The organism is Metabacillus schmidteae (genome assembly GCF_903166545.1).
GTDB classification, from domain to species: domain Bacteria; phylum Bacillota; class Bacilli; order Bacillales; family Bacillaceae; genus Metabacillus; species Metabacillus schmidteae.
Genome location: NZ_CAESCH010000001.1, coordinates 2598812 through 2614992 on the forward strand (window position 1 = coordinate 2598812; position 16181 = coordinate 2614992).

11 protein-coding genes are annotated in these 16181 nt (G+C 34.8%); all 11 read left to right on the top strand.

Features of this window, described 5'->3' with window-relative positions; translation table 11 throughout:
- Positions 1 to 67: 67 nt before the first annotated feature.
- A complete protein-coding gene (locus HWV59_RS12460; RefSeq protein ID WP_175638999.1) occupies positions 68 to 2158 on the top strand; it encodes an alpha-glucuronidase family glycosyl hydrolase in 2091 nt (696 codons plus the stop codon).
- A 290-nt stretch (positions 2159 to 2448) separates the two neighbouring features.
- Complete coding sequence (locus HWV59_RS12465; protein WP_175639000.1) at positions 2449 to 3543, top strand: Gfo/Idh/MocA family protein; 1095 nt, start codon at positions 2449 to 2451, stop codon at positions 3541 to 3543.
- 324 nt (positions 3544 to 3867) lie between these two features.
- Positions 3868 to 4791, top strand: a complete 924-nt coding sequence (locus HWV59_RS12470; RefSeq protein ID WP_235991827.1) for an ABC transporter permease — start codon at positions 3868 to 3870, stop codon at positions 4789 to 4791.
- A gap of 12 nt (positions 4792 to 4803) precedes the next feature.
- Positions 4804 to 5673, top strand: coding sequence for a carbohydrate ABC transporter permease (locus HWV59_RS12475; protein ID WP_102229862.1), 870 nt, complete (start codon positions 4804 to 4806; stop codon positions 5671 to 5673).
- A 155-nt stretch (positions 5674 to 5828) separates the two neighbouring features.
- The gene (locus HWV59_RS12480; RefSeq protein ID WP_102229863.1) at positions 5829 to 7457 is read left to right on the top strand and encodes an ABC transporter substrate-binding protein; all 1629 of its coding nucleotides are present in this window, start codon (positions 5829 to 5831) and stop codon (positions 7455 to 7457) included.
- 77 nt (positions 7458 to 7534) lie between these two features.
- Positions 7535 to 8248 (top strand): YesL family protein, encoded by a 714-nt coding sequence (locus HWV59_RS12485; RefSeq protein ID WP_102229864.1) that lies wholly within the window; start codon positions 7535 to 7537, stop codon positions 8246 to 8248.
- 36 nt (positions 8249 to 8284) lie between these two features.
- The gene (locus HWV59_RS12490) at positions 8285 to 9082 is read left to right on the top strand and encodes a Nif3-like dinuclear metal center hexameric protein (protein WP_175639001.1); all 798 of its coding nucleotides are present in this window, start codon (positions 8285 to 8287) and stop codon (positions 9080 to 9082) included.
- Between the two features lie 93 nt (positions 9083 to 9175).
- Positions 9176 to 10282, top strand: a complete 1107-nt coding sequence (uxuA, locus tag HWV59_RS12495) for a mannonate dehydratase (protein WP_175639002.1) — start codon at positions 9176 to 9178, stop codon at positions 10280 to 10282.
- 61 nt (positions 10283 to 10343) lie between these two features.
- On the top strand, positions 10344 to 11021 hold the full coding sequence (locus HWV59_RS12500) for a GntR family transcriptional regulator (RefSeq protein ID WP_175639003.1): 678 nt from the start codon (positions 10344 to 10346) through the stop codon (positions 11019 to 11021).
- 83 nt (positions 11022 to 11104) lie between these two features.
- A complete protein-coding gene (locus HWV59_RS12505; protein ID WP_175639004.1) occupies positions 11105 to 14536 on the top strand; it encodes a glycoside hydrolase family 2 TIM barrel-domain containing protein in 3432 nt (1143 codons plus the stop codon).
- Positions 14537 to 14752: 216 nt separating this feature from the next.
- Complete coding sequence (locus HWV59_RS12510; RefSeq protein ID WP_175639005.1) at positions 14753 to 16171, top strand: PAS domain S-box protein; 1419 nt, start codon at positions 14753 to 14755, stop codon at positions 16169 to 16171.
- Positions 16172 to 16181: the final 10 nt, after the last annotated feature.

The window sequence follows — 16181 nt, forward strand, 5'->3', positions numbered from 1 at the left end:
CTTTCATGAAAAGGAGGATGACTCTGCCTGTAGAGGCATCCTCCATTAAAAGGAAAGGGGTAATTCTTTGAACAATTCCACTAATATCCAAATCAAAGAACAAACTTTAGAAGCAGCGTATCATTGTTGGCTGCAATATAATAAGCTTGACAGTTCAATAACAGAACATTATCAGACATATTGCGAAACTCTCATCTTTTTAGATCATTCACAAATCATTCAGGCAGCTAAAGAAGAGCTGGTACAAGGCATTACTTCTATGATACACCCTCCCTCAGTACATGCAGTCCCAATAGAAAAACCATCAATTGTTTTAGCAACTTATGAAAATAACCATTTAAAAGATTATGGTATTAATACAACAGTTTTAGATCATTTACAAGAAGACAGCTACATGATCCAAACGATTACATACAAAAACCATCATACAATCGTGATAATCGGAAAACAGGATAAAGGTGTGTTATATGGGGCATTTCATCTCTTAAGACTTATGCAAATGCGAGAAAACCTTAACGAATTAGCGATTATAGAAAATCCGTCTAACCAAATTCGAATGATTAATCATTGGGATAATATGGACGGTAGTATTGAGCGGGGATATTCTGGAGATTCCATTTTCTATAAAGACTATGAATTTACACATGATACAAAAAGAATCAAGGACTATGCTAGATTGTTATCTTCAGTCGGAATTAACAGTTTATCTATTAATAATGTAAACGTGCATAAAGTAGAGACTAATCTTATAACAAAAAAAATGCTGCCGAGCGTTGCAGAAATTGCTGATATTATGAGATGTTATGGCATTACAACATATTTAAGTGTTAATTATGCGAGTACAATGGAAATTGGTAATCTTCCAACAGCAGATCCTTTGGATAAAGATGTACAGCAATGGTGGGTTGAGAAAACAAAAGAGATTTATCAACATATACCTGATTTTGGTGGGTTTATTGTGAAAGCGGATTCAGAACACCGTCCCGGGCCTTTTACATATAATCGTACACATGCAGATGGGGCAAATATGCTGGCTAAAGCACTTGAGCCATTTGGTGGGCTTGTTTTCTGGAGATGTTTTGTTTACAACTGTCTTCAAGATTGGCGTGATCGAAAAACAGATCGGGCAAGAGCAGCATATGATCATTTTAAACCATTAGACGGAGAGTTTATGGATAATGTTATTCTCCAGGTTAAAAATGGTCCAATGGATTTCCAAGTAAGAGAACCTGTTTCACCTTTATTTGGTGCCTTGCAGAACACAAACCATGTCCTTGAATTTCAAGTGGCACAAGAATATACAGGGCAACAAAAAGATTTATGCTTTCTTGTTCCACAATGGAAGGAAGTTTTGGACTTTGACACGTATGCAAAGGGAGAAGGAACCACAATCAAATCGATTGTAGACGGATCACAGTTTGGCCTAACATATAGTGGGATTACAGCTGTATCTAATATTGGAAATGATATGAACTGGACAGGAAATACACTTGCTCAAGCAAACTTTTTTGGCTATGGCCGTTTAATTTGGAATACCGAATTAACATCAGAGGAAATTGCGAATGAGTGGGTTCGTATTACATTTGGTCATGATGAAGAAGTTGTTTCAACTATTACAAAAATGCTCCTTCATTCTTGGGAAATTTATGAGAATTATACAGCACCGCTTGGGGTTGGCTGGATGATTAATCCAGATCATCACTATGGACCTAATATTGAAGGGTATGAATACTCATTGTGGGGAACGTATCATTTTTCAGATTGCTTTGGTACAGGAGTGAATCGAACGATTAAAGACGGAACTGGGTATACTTCACAATATTATCCTGAAAACACCAGTCTTTACGATTCAATTGAAACATGTCCGGATAATTTATTATTATTTTTCCATCATGTCCCTTATCGTCATCAATTAAAATCGGGTAAGACGGTTATTCAACATATTTACGATACACACTTCTTAGGTGTTGAACAGGTTCAGGATATGATTCATAAGTGGAAACAGCTTGAACATAACATAGATTCCTATCGGTATAAAAATGTATTAGATCGATTTAACATGCAATTAGAAAACGCAATTGAGTGGAGAGATCGAATCAATACGTATTTCTTTAGACATTCCGGTATCCAGGATGAACACAGTCGTCTCATTTACTAATATCATTGAAATGACATAACAATTTTTTGAGTACACTACCATACTAGTATTACTAGGATATTATTAATCTTCTAGTCGGAAAGAAAATGGTCCCTTGATTAATATTGCCATTATCGGTGCCGATGGAATAGCTTCTGCCCATGTTAAAGCGTATTATACTTTCTCGGAAAAATGTAAAATCGTTGCATTAGCAGAATCCAATTATTAATTTAAGTCATGTACTGAACCAGAAATTAATTGAGAAAACAGGTGGCAAACACGAGTAAATAATGCGAGTCAAGGAGGATATTATGCAAACACATGATGGCATGAATTATGCGCCAAGAGGTAAATATGATCCTGTTGTTCAAGAAGGTGAATTTGCTTTTGCTGCTATTGGACTTGATCATGGACACATTTATGGAATGTGCAATGGATTAATAGAGGCTGGTGCTGAACTAAAATGGGTATATGATCCTGATAAAAAAAAGGTGGAAAGATTTCGTGAAATCTTTCCAAACGTGAAGGTTGCTGCATCTGAGGAAGAAGTTCTTCAGGACCCTTCAGTTCAGTTAGTTGCCGGTGCGGCCATTACATCTAAACGATGTGAATTAGGCTTGAGAGCCATGAATGCAGGTAAGCACTATTTTACTGATAAAGCACCCTTTACAACATTAAGTCAATTACAAGCTGCCAAAGATAAAGTGAAAGAAACTGGAATGATATGGGCTGTCTATTATAGTGAACGTCTTCATAATGAAAGTGCTATTTTTGCGGGTCAGCTTATTGAGCAAGGTGCAATCGGAGATGTGGTTCAAGTGATGGGTACAGGTCCACATCGTACTAATCCAGATCATCGACCGGATTGGTTCTTCAAAAAAGAATATTATGGCGGAATTTTATGTGACATCGGAAGTCATCAAATTGAACAGTTTTTATTTTATACAGGAGCTAAAGACGCAAAAGTGGTCCATAGTAAAGTAGGAAACTACAAACATTCAAAATATCCTGAGCTTGAAGATTTTGGAGATGCTAATTTGATTGCTGATAATGGAGCAACAGGTTATTTCCGGGTTGATTGGTTAACTCCTGCCGGTCTAAGTACTTGGGGAGATGGAAGAACACTCATCTTAGGTACAGAGGGCTATATAGAATTAAGAAAATATGTTGATATTGCAAGAGAAAAAAGCGGTAGTCACTTATATTTAGTCAATGAAGTTGGTGAAAAACATTTTAAAGTAAATGGAAAAGTGGGTTTTCCATATTTCGGGTCACTTATTTTAGACTGCTTAAATGGAACAGAGATTGCCATGACTCAAGAGCATACATTTAAAGCTGCTGAGTTATGCTTGCTTGCACAGCTAAATGCGATCAATATCTCAAATGAAGAAGAAATACAAATCTAGTATTTAAGTAGTAGAAAAAATTAGTATAACCAAATGGATGGGGCAGGACAGTAATATCATATTGTTTATTTACAGGGATCGCATAAAAACCTGCTCCAACTGGTTTTATTGCCCATAAAAAAATTTTGGTTTGTAAATTTAATGATCACACTACTACCATACTAGTATTAGTAATATTCATTTATTTTCAAACACAAATATATAAAACTCTCGATTTTTTGTAAGCGCTTCAAAGTGTGCGGTTTTCGATCTTAATTATTTTGTGAAAAGAGTGGGGGGATTATTGTGGCTGAATTTAAAGTCGAAACAAGTGGGGAATCAAATATTGTTATCAAAAGAAGTAAATTAGCTGTTGTGGGAACTATCATACGAAGAGATTGGCAACTGTACTCTTTGCTAGTTCTACCCATCATTTACTTAATCATATTTAAATATGGACCTATGTTTGGGAATATCATTGCATTTAGACGATTTATGCCTGGAGGTAAAATATACGGGGAATCTTGGGTAGGCCTACATTATTTTAAGATGTTTATCAATGATCCAACGTTTTGGAATGTGTTTAAAAACACCCTTATGCTTGGTGGGTTAACACTTATTATTTGTTTTCCGATGCCGATCATTTTTGCCTTATTGCTTAATGAAATTAAAGCGAAAAAATTCAAGAAGTTTGTCCAAACGGCATCGTATTTACCTCACTTTTTATCAATCGTTATTGTAGCAGGAATGATTCTTCAATTAACAGCTGTTAATGGTACTATCAATTCGATTGTAGAGTTTTTCACGGGTGAAAAGATTAACTTTATTCAACAAGCAGAATGGTTTAGAACCATTTATGTAACTTCAGAGATATGGCAAACGATGGGATGGGGAGCAATTTTGTACTTAGCTGCACTTACAACAATAGATGAATCATTGTATGAGGCTGCCAAAATAGATGGTGCAAATCGCTGGAAACAAACTCTTCATATCACAATACCAGGAATTCTTCCAACAATTGTTGTTTTACTTATTCTAAATATCGGGAGCTTCATGGCAGTAGGCTTTGAAAAAATCTTACTTTTATATAACCCATTAACTTATCAAACATCAGATGTTATCTCAACATATTTATATCGAGTTGGTTTGGAATCTAGTAATTTTAGTTATGCAACTGCGATTGGGTTATTTGAATCACTTATAGGCTTGGTCTTAGTATTATCAGCTAATGGAATTTCTAGAAAATTAACCGAAAGAAGCTTGTGGTAGGGGGTTGATAAAATGAGAGAGTCAAAACAATATAAAATTTTTAAAGTTTTCAATGTATCAATTTTAATCATCATCGTTTTTTGTACACTTTACCCTTTTGTAAATGTAATCGCTCAATCATTTAGTAGTGAAGCCTATATTAATGCAGGGAAAGTTACTCTTTACCCTAGAGGATTTAATATAGACACATACAAGACAATTGCACAAGATAGTATGTTTTGGATCAATTATAAAAATACAGTTGTTTATACAGTTGTAGGAACAGCGATTTCTATGTTTCTTACAACAATCTTTGCCTATGCATTATCAAAGAAACGTTTGGTAGGGAGAAAGTTTTTAACATTTTTCGCCGTATTTACCATGTTTTTTAATGGTGGGTTAGTACCTAACTATGTATTAATTAATAGTTTAGGATTTGGTAACTCTATTTGGGCAATCGTCATTCCTGGTGCGATCAGTGTTTATAACATGTTAATTATGAAGTCATTCTTTGAAAATATGCCAGAAGAATTAGAGGAAGCGGCTTCAATCGATGGATTAAATACGTATGGAATTTTATTAAAAATTGTTCTGCCCCTCAGTAAGGCAGTTATTGCAACAATGATTTTGTTTTATGCAGTAGGACATTGGAATTCCTGGTTTCCAGCATTCTTATACTTAGATCAAAAAGAGTTATTCCCTGTTACGATGTATTTGAGAAATATGATAGCAGGTGTGACTGGAGCAACATCTGCCGGTGCCTCTTCTGCTGATAATTTAACTCAAATATCGGCAAACATTAAATCAGTTACGATGGTCTTAACAATTTTACCAATCTTAACAATCTATCCATTTGTACAAAAATACTTTGTGTCGGGAGTAATGCTCGGATCTGTTAAGTAAAATACAAAATCGTGAAAGCTTCATTGTTTACTTAGGAGCAATGAGACTCTCATTAAGAGAATGGATGATCCTTCTTTTAATGAGCGTCTTATCGCCTAAGTAGATAAAAACGCTTTTGTTTAAATCGCCAAAACAAAAAAAAGGGAGGAAAAGAAATGGGGAAAGGTCTAAAAGGGTTAAAGTCTACATTTAGTGTATTGGCTTTATCAGCACTTGTTGTTGCTGGGTGTTCAAACAATGAAACATCGAGTTCAGAGGAGAAGAACGTAAATCAAAAAGGAGCGATGGAATCATACAATGTAGGTGATACTTTTAAATCTAGTGAAGCATTTGATCTTTCAATTCTCTACATGGATCAACCTACATATCCATACAAGGAAGACTGGCTGTTATGGGATCATATTAAAGAAACAACGAATGTAACATTAAAACCAACAATTGTACCTTTAAGTGATTATCCACAGAAACGTAGTCTCTTAATTAGTTCTGGTGATGCACCGTTAATTATTCCAAAAACGTATCCAGGTGAAGAAGCACCGTTTGTTGCTTCTGGAGCTGCATTGCCTGTAAGTGATTACATGGATAAAATGCCTCACTTTAAGGAAAAAGTGGAGAAATGGCAACTTGAAGATGAATTAAAAGGACTTCGTCAGAAGGACGGGAAATTTTACGTTTTACCTGGTTTACATGAAGCTGTTTGGCCAGATTATACATTAATTGTGAGAACAGATATTTTCGAAAAGCATAATATTGCGATTCCGAAAACATGGGATGAATTATATACAGCGATGAAAAAATTAAAGGAATTATATCCTGACGTTACACCTTTTTCTGATCGATTTACTTTCAATAGTACTCTAAATATTGCAGCAGTTAACTTTGGTACAAAAGCTGGATGGGGTTTTGGAAATGGTTTAACATATGACGAATCTAAGGATGAATTCGTACCAACAGCAACAACAGATGAGTATAAAGAATTGCTAACCTATTTTAATAAATTAGTTAAAGAAGGTCTATTGGATAAAGAAAGCTTTACTCAAGAAGATGATCAGGCTGTTCAGAAGTTTGTTACAGGTAAGTCATTTATTATAAATGGAAACTCACAAACGGTTGTTCAACATCGAACTGATATGGATAAAACGTTAGGTGAAGGGAATTATTCTATTGCGAAGATAACTGTTCCTGGTGGACCTGCTGGAGATCTTATGGGTGGTTCAAGATTAGAAAATGGGGTAATGATTTCTTCTAAAGTTAAAGAAAGTGAATACTTTGACGCGATCATCCAATTCATTGATTGGTTATATTATAGTGATGAAGGTCAAGAGTTTACTAAATGGGGAGTTGAAGGTACGACATTTACAAAGGCTGAAGATGGAACTAGAACTCTTGTTGAAGAGGTTAATTATAATGGCTTAAACCCTGCTGGAACGAAAGACTTACGTATCGATTATGGTTTCTCAGGAGGCGTATTTGCTTATGGTGGAACAACTGACCTTCTTCGTTCTATGATGAGTGAAGAGGAGATCAAGTTCCAAGAGGATATGGCAAATAGAAAAACAACTGTTCCTGCAGAGCCACCAATACCTTACACAGTTGAAGATAGAGAACAAGTAACATTATTAAGCACGCCATTAAAAGATTATACTGATCAAAATACATTGAAATTTATCTTAGGTGAACGTGACTTAAGTGAGTTCGATGCATTTGTAAAAGAATTAGAGGGTCAAGGTTTGCAACAATACGTTGATCTAGCAAATAAAACGTATAAAGACGCTAAAAAATAATCTAATAAAAAGGTTAACTAAACGTGACTCATATCACGTTTAGTTAACCACAACTAAAAAGCAGGTGAACAATAATAATGGATGAAAAGAATCAATTTGGTCAAGGGATTTTATATACATTTACTAACTATGTTTATGCTTTTCTGCTAACAAACATTTATTTTGTCTTAACTAATGGTCTGCTTATTTTTTTTATTATGACATTAGAACCTTCATTTTCAAACATTCTCCTGTACTTTTTAGCTCTAATCCCCACAGGTCCAGCTGTAGCAGCTTTATACTACTCTATGGAAAAACTTGTGAGAACGAAAGAGCTTTCTCCAACGCATGACTTTTTCTACGGATTTAAAAAGAATGTAAAAGATATATTATCCATCTGGTTCCCAATTCTTTTGGTTTACTTTATTTTAATCGTTGATTTACAGTATCTTCGCCAAACACCAACAGAATTAAATCAAATTTTATCTATAGTGATTTTCGTTCTGATCGTCTTATGGACTATGTTGATATTAAATGCCGTTGCAATTAGTTCGCGCTTTAAATTTAGAATGAGAGATATTTGGAAACTATCTGTTTATTACAGTTTTATGAAGGTGAAAAACACAGTAGGAAATATGTTGATTCTGTTTATCCTAGCATTTATTACGACAATTACAACTGACTTTTTAATTCTTTTTGTATCAAGCATTGTCTTTTACCTCTTGGCCCTTAATACAAAGGAAATGCTTTCAGATATTGAAATGAACTTCCTAAAAACAAGTCCAAAACATACAGATCAACAACTGGTGTAGTTAATAAAATGATGTCAAAAGCGTGGGGGGAATATGATGGGAATAAAAGTAACAGATGTTTTGAAACAATTAGAATCTCCTGTTGGGAATATTGAATCAACAGTAGACTCGCTCCTATTTGGAAATGGTGATGATGAGGTAAGTGGCATACTAGTAGCATTCGTCGCATCACATTTTGCTATTGAACATGCCAAAAAAATAGGTGCAAACATGATAGTAACACATGAAGGAATATTTTACAGTCATACTCAAAACGATGAAGTTTTAAAAAATAATGGAGTATATGCTCAAAAGCTAAAACTAATTAAAAACTCAGGAATCGCTATTTACAGATTGCATGACCATGTTCACAAATACACGCCTGATCTAATAACAGAAGGGCTTATCCAGAAATTAGAGTGGAACGGATATTTAGAGAGACATAATCAAACATCATCAATTCTGGCTATCCCACGCATGTCAGGTGAAGAAATCGTTGCGTATGTGAAAGAAAAGCTTTCTATTCCATTTGTTCGAGTCGTAGGAGACTTAAGCCTTGAATGCGCTAGGATTGGACTTACAGTTGGTTTTCGAGGAGGTGGAGAAACAGCTATCCCATTATTCGAAAAAGAAAACGTGGACTTGATTATCACTGGAGAAGGTCAGGAGTGGGAAACACCGGAATATATACGTGACGCAGGAGTTCAAGGTAAGAAAAAGGTCTTAATCATGATTGGTCATGCTGCCAGCGAAGAACCCGGGATGGAATACTTAGCGGAAAAACTCAAGTCCTATTTTCCTGCGATACAGACAACATTTCTATCTAATAATGAAAATTTGATTCATCCTAAATAATAAAGTTCTTACGTATAATCACTAAACTACCATACTAGTATGAATAGTATACATACAAATCTACTTTAGGAAGTAAACAAGGAGGCAGAAAAAATGAAAATGACGTTTCGTTGGTTTGGAAGTCAAGATGATAGTGTTACTCTTGATCAAATAAATCAGATTCCGGGAATGGATGGCATCGTTGGGGGACTGCATGATATAGCCGCTGGAGAGGTGTGGCCGCTTGATAGAATTCTCGATTTAAAGAAAGAGGTAAATGAAAAAGGCTTAAACCTTGATATTATTGAGAGTGTAAATGTACATGAAGATATTAAACTGGGATTACCATCCCGTGATCATTATATAGAAAATTATCAACAAACAATTCGTCATTTAGCACAAGCTGGAATAAAAGTCATTTGTTATAACTTTATGCCTGTCTTTGATTGGATTAGATCTGATCTGGCCAAAGTGTTACCTGATGGATCAACAGTACTTGCTTATGAAAAGGAAAAGATTGAACGTGAAGATCCTGAAGTTTTAATAAAAAATGTTGAAAACTCAGCAAATGGCTTTTCCCTACCAGGTTGGGAACCTGAAAGAATTAAAAAAATTAAAAGAGCATTTGAATTATATAAAGATGTTACAGAAGAAGATTTATTTGAACACCTGCAATACTTTTTAAAGAAAGTAATTCCTGTGGCTGAGGAACATGATATAAAGATGGCCATTCATCCTGATGATCCTCCATGGTCAATTTTTGGATTACCAAGAATTGTGACAAATTTTCAGAATTTAAAGAGGATTGTGAATCTTGTGGATAGTCCTTCGAACGGCTTAACATTATGTTCTGGTTCACTTGGTGCAAGTCCTGATAATGATATTCCCGCGATCATGCGGTATTTTTCAAGCATAAACAGGATACCCTTCGCTCATATACGAAATGTAAAAATTGAAGAGAACGGAGATTTCACTGAAAGCTCCCATCGAAGCTCTGACGGATCCCTAGATATTTATGAAATTGTTAAAGCTTTGCATGATACAAACTTTAAAGGATATGTGAGACCAGATCATGGAAGGATGATTTGGGGAGAGCAAGCTCGACCGGGATACGGCTTATATGATCGTGCACTAGGTATTATGTATCTGCTTGGCATTTGGGACAGCTTAGAAAAAGTCAAAGCACAAAAGAATAAAAAACGTGGGACGTTATATTTATAAGGAAAAAAATTCTTAATAGGATAATGGAGAACGGTTACATTAGCTGATTGGAGAGTATCAAATGTATATAGACCATAAACCAAGATCTTCAACAACAAGCAATCAAGTGTATGAAGAACTAAAATCACAAATATTAAATTTACAACTCTCACCAGGTACAAGTATTTCAGAGAAGGAGATGTCTGAAAAATTCAATGTAAGTCGCACTCCGGTTCGGGAAAGTTTTTTACGACTTTCAAGAGAGGGGCTATTAAACGTTTTTCCTCAAAGAGGAACGTTTGTCTCTTTAATCGACTTAAATTTAGTGGAAGAAGCAAGATTTATGAGGGAGCATTTAGAAAGAGCGGTCATTCGATTAGCTTGTGAAGCATTTCCTCAAGATAAACTAATTACATTAGAAATGAATCTCAGCATGCAAAAGGTTTGTATTGAACAGCAGGATTACCGAAAAATGTTTAAGCTGGATGAAGAATATCATAAGACCATTTTTATGGGGTGTCAAAAGTATAATATATGGACAGTTATTCAACAAATGAATGTTCACTTTAATCGAAGTAGAATGCTCAGGTTAGCGACTGACTTTAACTGGTATACCATTTACTTGCAACATAAAGAAATTTTTGAAGGAATAAAAGAGAAAAACCCTAATAAAGCAGAGAAGTTGATGCAGGAGCATTTAATGCTAGCGGTTATTGATAAGGAATATTTAAAACGATCATATCCGAATTATTTTAAATAGCTTTTTACTATTATGAACATGATAAGATTTGCAATTTTTGTCAGTTTTAATTGTACCGAATAATAAGAAAGTGAGGTAACAATGTGAATAAAAAGACACTTTTTAATAATGGATGGGAGTTTGCAAAAACCAGTCTAGAAAGTCCTCATGATCCATCTTCATTAAGCTTTGAATCAATTGATATTCCTCATGATTGGTTAATTTATAATACCTTAAATTTGTATGAAAATAGTATTGGATGGTACCGGAAAAAATTCACGTTAAAGAAAGAGGAGCAGCAAGTTCTATTAGCCTTTGATGGAGTGTATATGGATTCATCTCTTTTTGTAAATAATCAGTATGTAGGTGAATGGAAATATGGGTATTCTTCTTTCGAACATGATATTACAGATGTATTAGGTGATGGTGAAAATGAAATTTTGGTAAAGGTAGTTCATCAAAGTCCAAACAGTCGGTGGTACTCTGGAGCCGGTATTTATCGAAATGTATGGTTAAAGACAAGAGACAAAAACCATATTGTGACAAATGGAATCTATATATCTACTAATAAGAACGAACATAGCTGGCAAATAGAGGTGGAAACTGAAATCAACCATGATCATGATGTTGTTATTTCCCATGTTATTCTTGATGATGATCATGTTATTTCCATCAATAAAGAAAAGATAAGTTCAGATTCTTCCACTTCAATTAACCAACAAGTTTTAGAAGTTGAAAATCCAGTACTCTGGGACACAGATAATCCCTATCTTTATGAGTTAAAAACGCAGTTGTTTTTGGTGAATAAGAGTAAGGGTAGTTATCAAGAAATTGAAACAATTACACAAAAAATTGGGTTTAGAGAAATTAATATAAATCCAAGCAACGGGTTACATCTTAATGGGAAAAAGTTGAAATTAAATGGAGTATGTGAACACCATGATTTAGGAGCACTAGGAGCTGCTTTTCATAAAACAGCTTTAAAAAGAAGACTCGTTATTTTAAAAGAAATGGGTGTTAATGCCATCCGTACAGCCCACAATATGCCTGCAAAAGAATTAATGGAATTAGCAGATGAAATGGGATTTCTTGTGGTGACGGAAGCTTTTGATATGTGGGAGCGTCCAAAAACTCCCTATGATTATGCTAGATTCTTTAAGAAATGGGCATATATTGATGTGAAAAGCTGGGTAATGAGAGACAGAAATCATCCTAGCTTACTAATGTGGAGTATTGGAAATGAGATTTATGATACTCATGCGGATGAAAGGGGTCAGGAAATTACTAAATTGTTAATGCAATATGTGAAAGAATTTGATCCGAAGCAAAATGCAAGCATTACGATTGGATCGAATTATATGCCCTGGGAAAATGCCCAAAAATGTGCAGATATCGTGAAGGTAGCAGGCTATAATTATGCTGAAAAATACTATCAAAAACATCACGAAGAACATCCTGATTGGATGATTTATGGCAGTGAAACGGCATCCGTTGTGCAGAGCAGGGGAATCTATCATTTCCCTTTTGAAAAGTCAATTCTCGCAGATGATGATGAGCAATGTTCGGCCCTTGGAAATAGTTCAACAAGTTGGGGGGCCAGGTCCGCTGAAGCTTGTATTCTGGCAGAAAGGGATACGCCATTTTCACTCGGACAATTTATATGGACAGGTTTCGATTATATAGGAGAACCTACACCATATCATACCAAAAACTCGTATTTCGGTCAGGTTGACACAGCTACTTTTAAGAAAGACTCGTATTATATCTATCAATCAGCATGGACCAATTATAAAACAGCACCAATGGTACATATTTTTCCATATTGGAATTTTAATAAAGGTCAATTGATTGATGTTCGTGTTTGTTCAAATGCACCGAAAATTGAATTACAACTTAATGGACTTAAGATTGGTACACACGATATTGACCATGAAAAAGGTGAGAACCTTGTTGGGTGGTGGAAGATTCCTTACGAAGAAGGCGAATTAAAAGCTATTGCCTATGATGAAACAGGGAAAGAAATTGCTATGGATGTACGAAGGTCGTTTGGAGATGCAAAGTACATTTCCCTCCAGCCTGATAAGGAAAATGTAATAGCAAACGGGACAGATCTACTATTTGTAGAAATCACATTGGATGATGAACATGGTAATCCTGTTGAAGATGCATTAAATCGTGTGGATGTACATGTTTCTGGTGCCGGTAGATTAGTTGGATTGGATAATGGTGATAGTACAGATTATGATCAGTATAAAGGAATTAGCAGGAGATTATTTAGTGGTAAATTAATGGCCATAATCGCATCGACACTAGAAGCAGGAAAGATTATGATCGAAGTTTCTTCAAACGGATTAGATACTCAATCAATTGAAATTGAGTCAATCTCAATTCAAAATAGATCTTTACAAGGTGTTACAGCAAATGTAAAAAATCAAGAAATGCCAATTGTCTTGGGAAAAAAAGATGAATTACCTGTACGAAAAATCGAGATAATCAGTGAGTCCGGTCAGTTATTTAATGAAAGTTTGAATGAAATGGAAGTATATGCAAATATTTATCCTCTTAACGCCACATACCAAGATGTTGAATGGAGCGTTGTAAATGAATCTGGTATTAAATCAAATATTGCAAAAGTTACAAGTAATGGAAAGAAAGCGTTAGTTACCGCTTTAGGAGATGGAGAATTTCGGATTCGATGTACAAGTAAAAATGGCAGTGATAAGATCAGGCTCATTTCTCAATTGGAATTTAAGGCAGAGGGACTTGGGAAGGCATATAAAGACCCTTATGAATTTATTTCTGCAGGACTGTATGATTATAGTAAAGGTGAAGTGACAAATGGGAACGAGCGAGGTGTGGCAACAAGCAGGGATGGAGAAACACAGGTCGGATTTCGGGAAATCGATTTTGGCTTTTACGGCTCTGATACGATAACAATCCCTATTTTTTCTTTATCAAGTGAACAATACCCGCTTCAAATTTGGGAAGGCATGCCAGATGAAGAAGGCAGTCAATTACTTGCAGATGTTATTTATCAAAAACCTTCAAAATGGAATGTTTATCAAGAGGAAACATATCAATTATCCAAGCGCCTTCATGGAATTTCATCAATATGCTTTGTGCTCAATCAAAAGGTGCATATTAAAGGATTTACATTTGAGAAAAAGAACAAAGCAACTGAAAAGATCATGGCAACTGAATGTGATCATATTTATGGCGATAGTTTTATGATGAAAGAAAACAGTGTAGAAGGTATTGGAAACAATGTATCCCTTGAGTTTGATGATATGCATTTTACTGGTGAAGGACCAACAAAATTGACCATTTACGGTCGATCCCATCATGATAAAAATACAATTCAAATTTCTTTTGCTGGTGAAGAAGGGGAAACGAAACAAATCATCGAATTTACAAAATCTGAAAAGTTTGAACAAAGAGTCTTCGATTTAGAAAAGATCTCAGGTAAACTAAAAGTGACATTTATATTTTTGCCGGGATGTCATTTTGATTTTGGGTGGTTCCGTTTTGATTCATAAATAATGTGTTTTTATAAAGTTGATAATCCATAGCGGTTGTCAACTTTTTTTATTTGTAATAAGCCTCATTCACATCAGCCTTCTTAATAGACTTTAGGAGAAAAGTCCAATTTTGGGATAACATACAAAATTCATGGTTATTCTTATAGAAAATTGATATAGTAGTTTAAGTGGAAATGAATTTACAATGAATAGTAAGTGAAGGTCGGATGCAATATGGTATTAAAATCATCAATTTTAGAAAGAGTGTTTTTTCAATCCAGGATTCCGCAAATGATTTTTGAATATAATTTCAAAAATAATATAGCAAATGATGCATTTTTTCAATTTATTGGATACTCAAAAGATGAATGGGATGAATTAACATTAAAGGAGATATCACATCCTGAAGATCATCAACTTGATATGCAATTGTATCATGAAGTTTTTACTGGAAAACGTCCTTCCTATCAAATGGAAAAACGGTATTTCCATAAGTCAGGAGAAATTATTTGGGGCTCCTTAAACGTTACGGCTATTGAAGACCCACACTCTCCTAAAAAATATTTTTTAGCTCAAATATACGATATAACTGAACAAAAAAATTTGGAAAGAGTTTTAACTGATAGTGAACAGAAATACAGGTTATTGGCGGATAACTCATCAGATATTATTAATTTGTATTTGCCAGATGGAAAATTCATGTATTGTTCACCGTCAATTACTCAGATACTCGGTTATGATACAGATGAATTAATCGGAGACGTACCGTATCAATATATTCATCCTGATGACATTTCCTATGTCCATAAGAAGCATCTATCCCTATTGGAAAATCGTCATCCTATTCTTATTACTTATCGGTTTAAACATAAGAATGATACATATATATGGGTTGAATCAAGTATTCAATCAATAGCTGATGAAAGTACAGGCAGAATAACCGGCTTATTATCTATTTCCCGTGATATAACTAGTCGATTAGAAAAAGACAAGCTGCTGAAAAAATCGGAAAAATTGGCTGTGATAGGCCAGCTTGCAGCAGCTGTGGCACATGAAATTCGTAACCCATTAACATCGATAAAAGGCTTTATCCAATTATTTTCCCAAACAAAGGAATGTAATGAGGAGTATATGAAAATTGTTCAAGATGAGTTGAATCGAGTAGAGGAAATTATTTCAGAATTTCTAACGATGGCTAGACCTCAGCAAGAAAAAAACGAAGAACTAGATTTGGATGAATTAATCAAACAAGTCATCACTCTTTTAAATACACAAGCTATTTTGGAAAATAAAGAGATTAAATACAAAAATGCGGTGGTAAATCCAATTTTAAAAGGGGACAAAAGTCAGCTGAAACACGTCTTTTATCAAATTATTCAAAATGGTTTAGATGCTTTGGAAGAAAAAGGAACAGTCTATGTTGATATGTCTGCTGACGATGATCTCCTAAAGGTGAAAATAACCGATAATGGACGAGGAATTTCGAATGAACGCCTTAAAAATATTGGTGAACCTTATTATTCAACAAAGGAAAAAGGAACAGGTCTGGGCTTGATGACAAGCTTTCAAATTATTGAAAATCATCACGGGAAAATAGAAATTGATTCAATTGTTGGTCAAGGGACGAGCGTATCTGTTACACTACCAATGTAATTAAGTAAAA

What these genes read in the sequence shown, in the direction of transcription:
- HWV59_RS12465 (WP_175639000.1), top strand. Translation starts at nt 2,449, where the DNA reads ATGCAAACACATGATGGCATGAATTATGCGCCAAGAGGTAAATATGAT.
- HWV59_RS12475 (WP_102229862.1), top strand. Translation starts at nt 4,804, where the DNA reads ATGAGAGAGTCAAAACAATATAAAATTTTTAAAGTTTTCAATGTATCA.
- HWV59_RS12480 (WP_102229863.1), top strand. Translation starts at nt 5,829, where the DNA reads ATGGGGAAAGGTCTAAAAGGGTTAAAGTCTACATTTAGTGTATTGGCT.
- HWV59_RS12485 (WP_102229864.1), top strand. Translation starts at nt 7,535, where the DNA reads ATGGATGAAAAGAATCAATTTGGTCAAGGGATTTTATATACATTTACT.
- HWV59_RS12490 (WP_175639001.1), top strand. Translation starts at nt 8,285, where the DNA reads ATGGGAATAAAAGTAACAGATGTTTTGAAACAATTAGAATCTCCTGTT.
- uxuA (WP_175639002.1), top strand. Translation starts at nt 9,176, where the DNA reads ATGAAAATGACGTTTCGTTGGTTTGGAAGTCAAGATGATAGTGTTACT.
- HWV59_RS12500 (WP_175639003.1), top strand. Translation starts at nt 10,344, where the DNA reads ATGTATATAGACCATAAACCAAGATCTTCAACAACAAGCAATCAAGTG.
- HWV59_RS12510 (WP_175639005.1), top strand. Translation starts at nt 14,753, where the DNA reads ATGGTATTAAAATCATCAATTTTAGAAAGAGTGTTTTTTCAATCCAGG.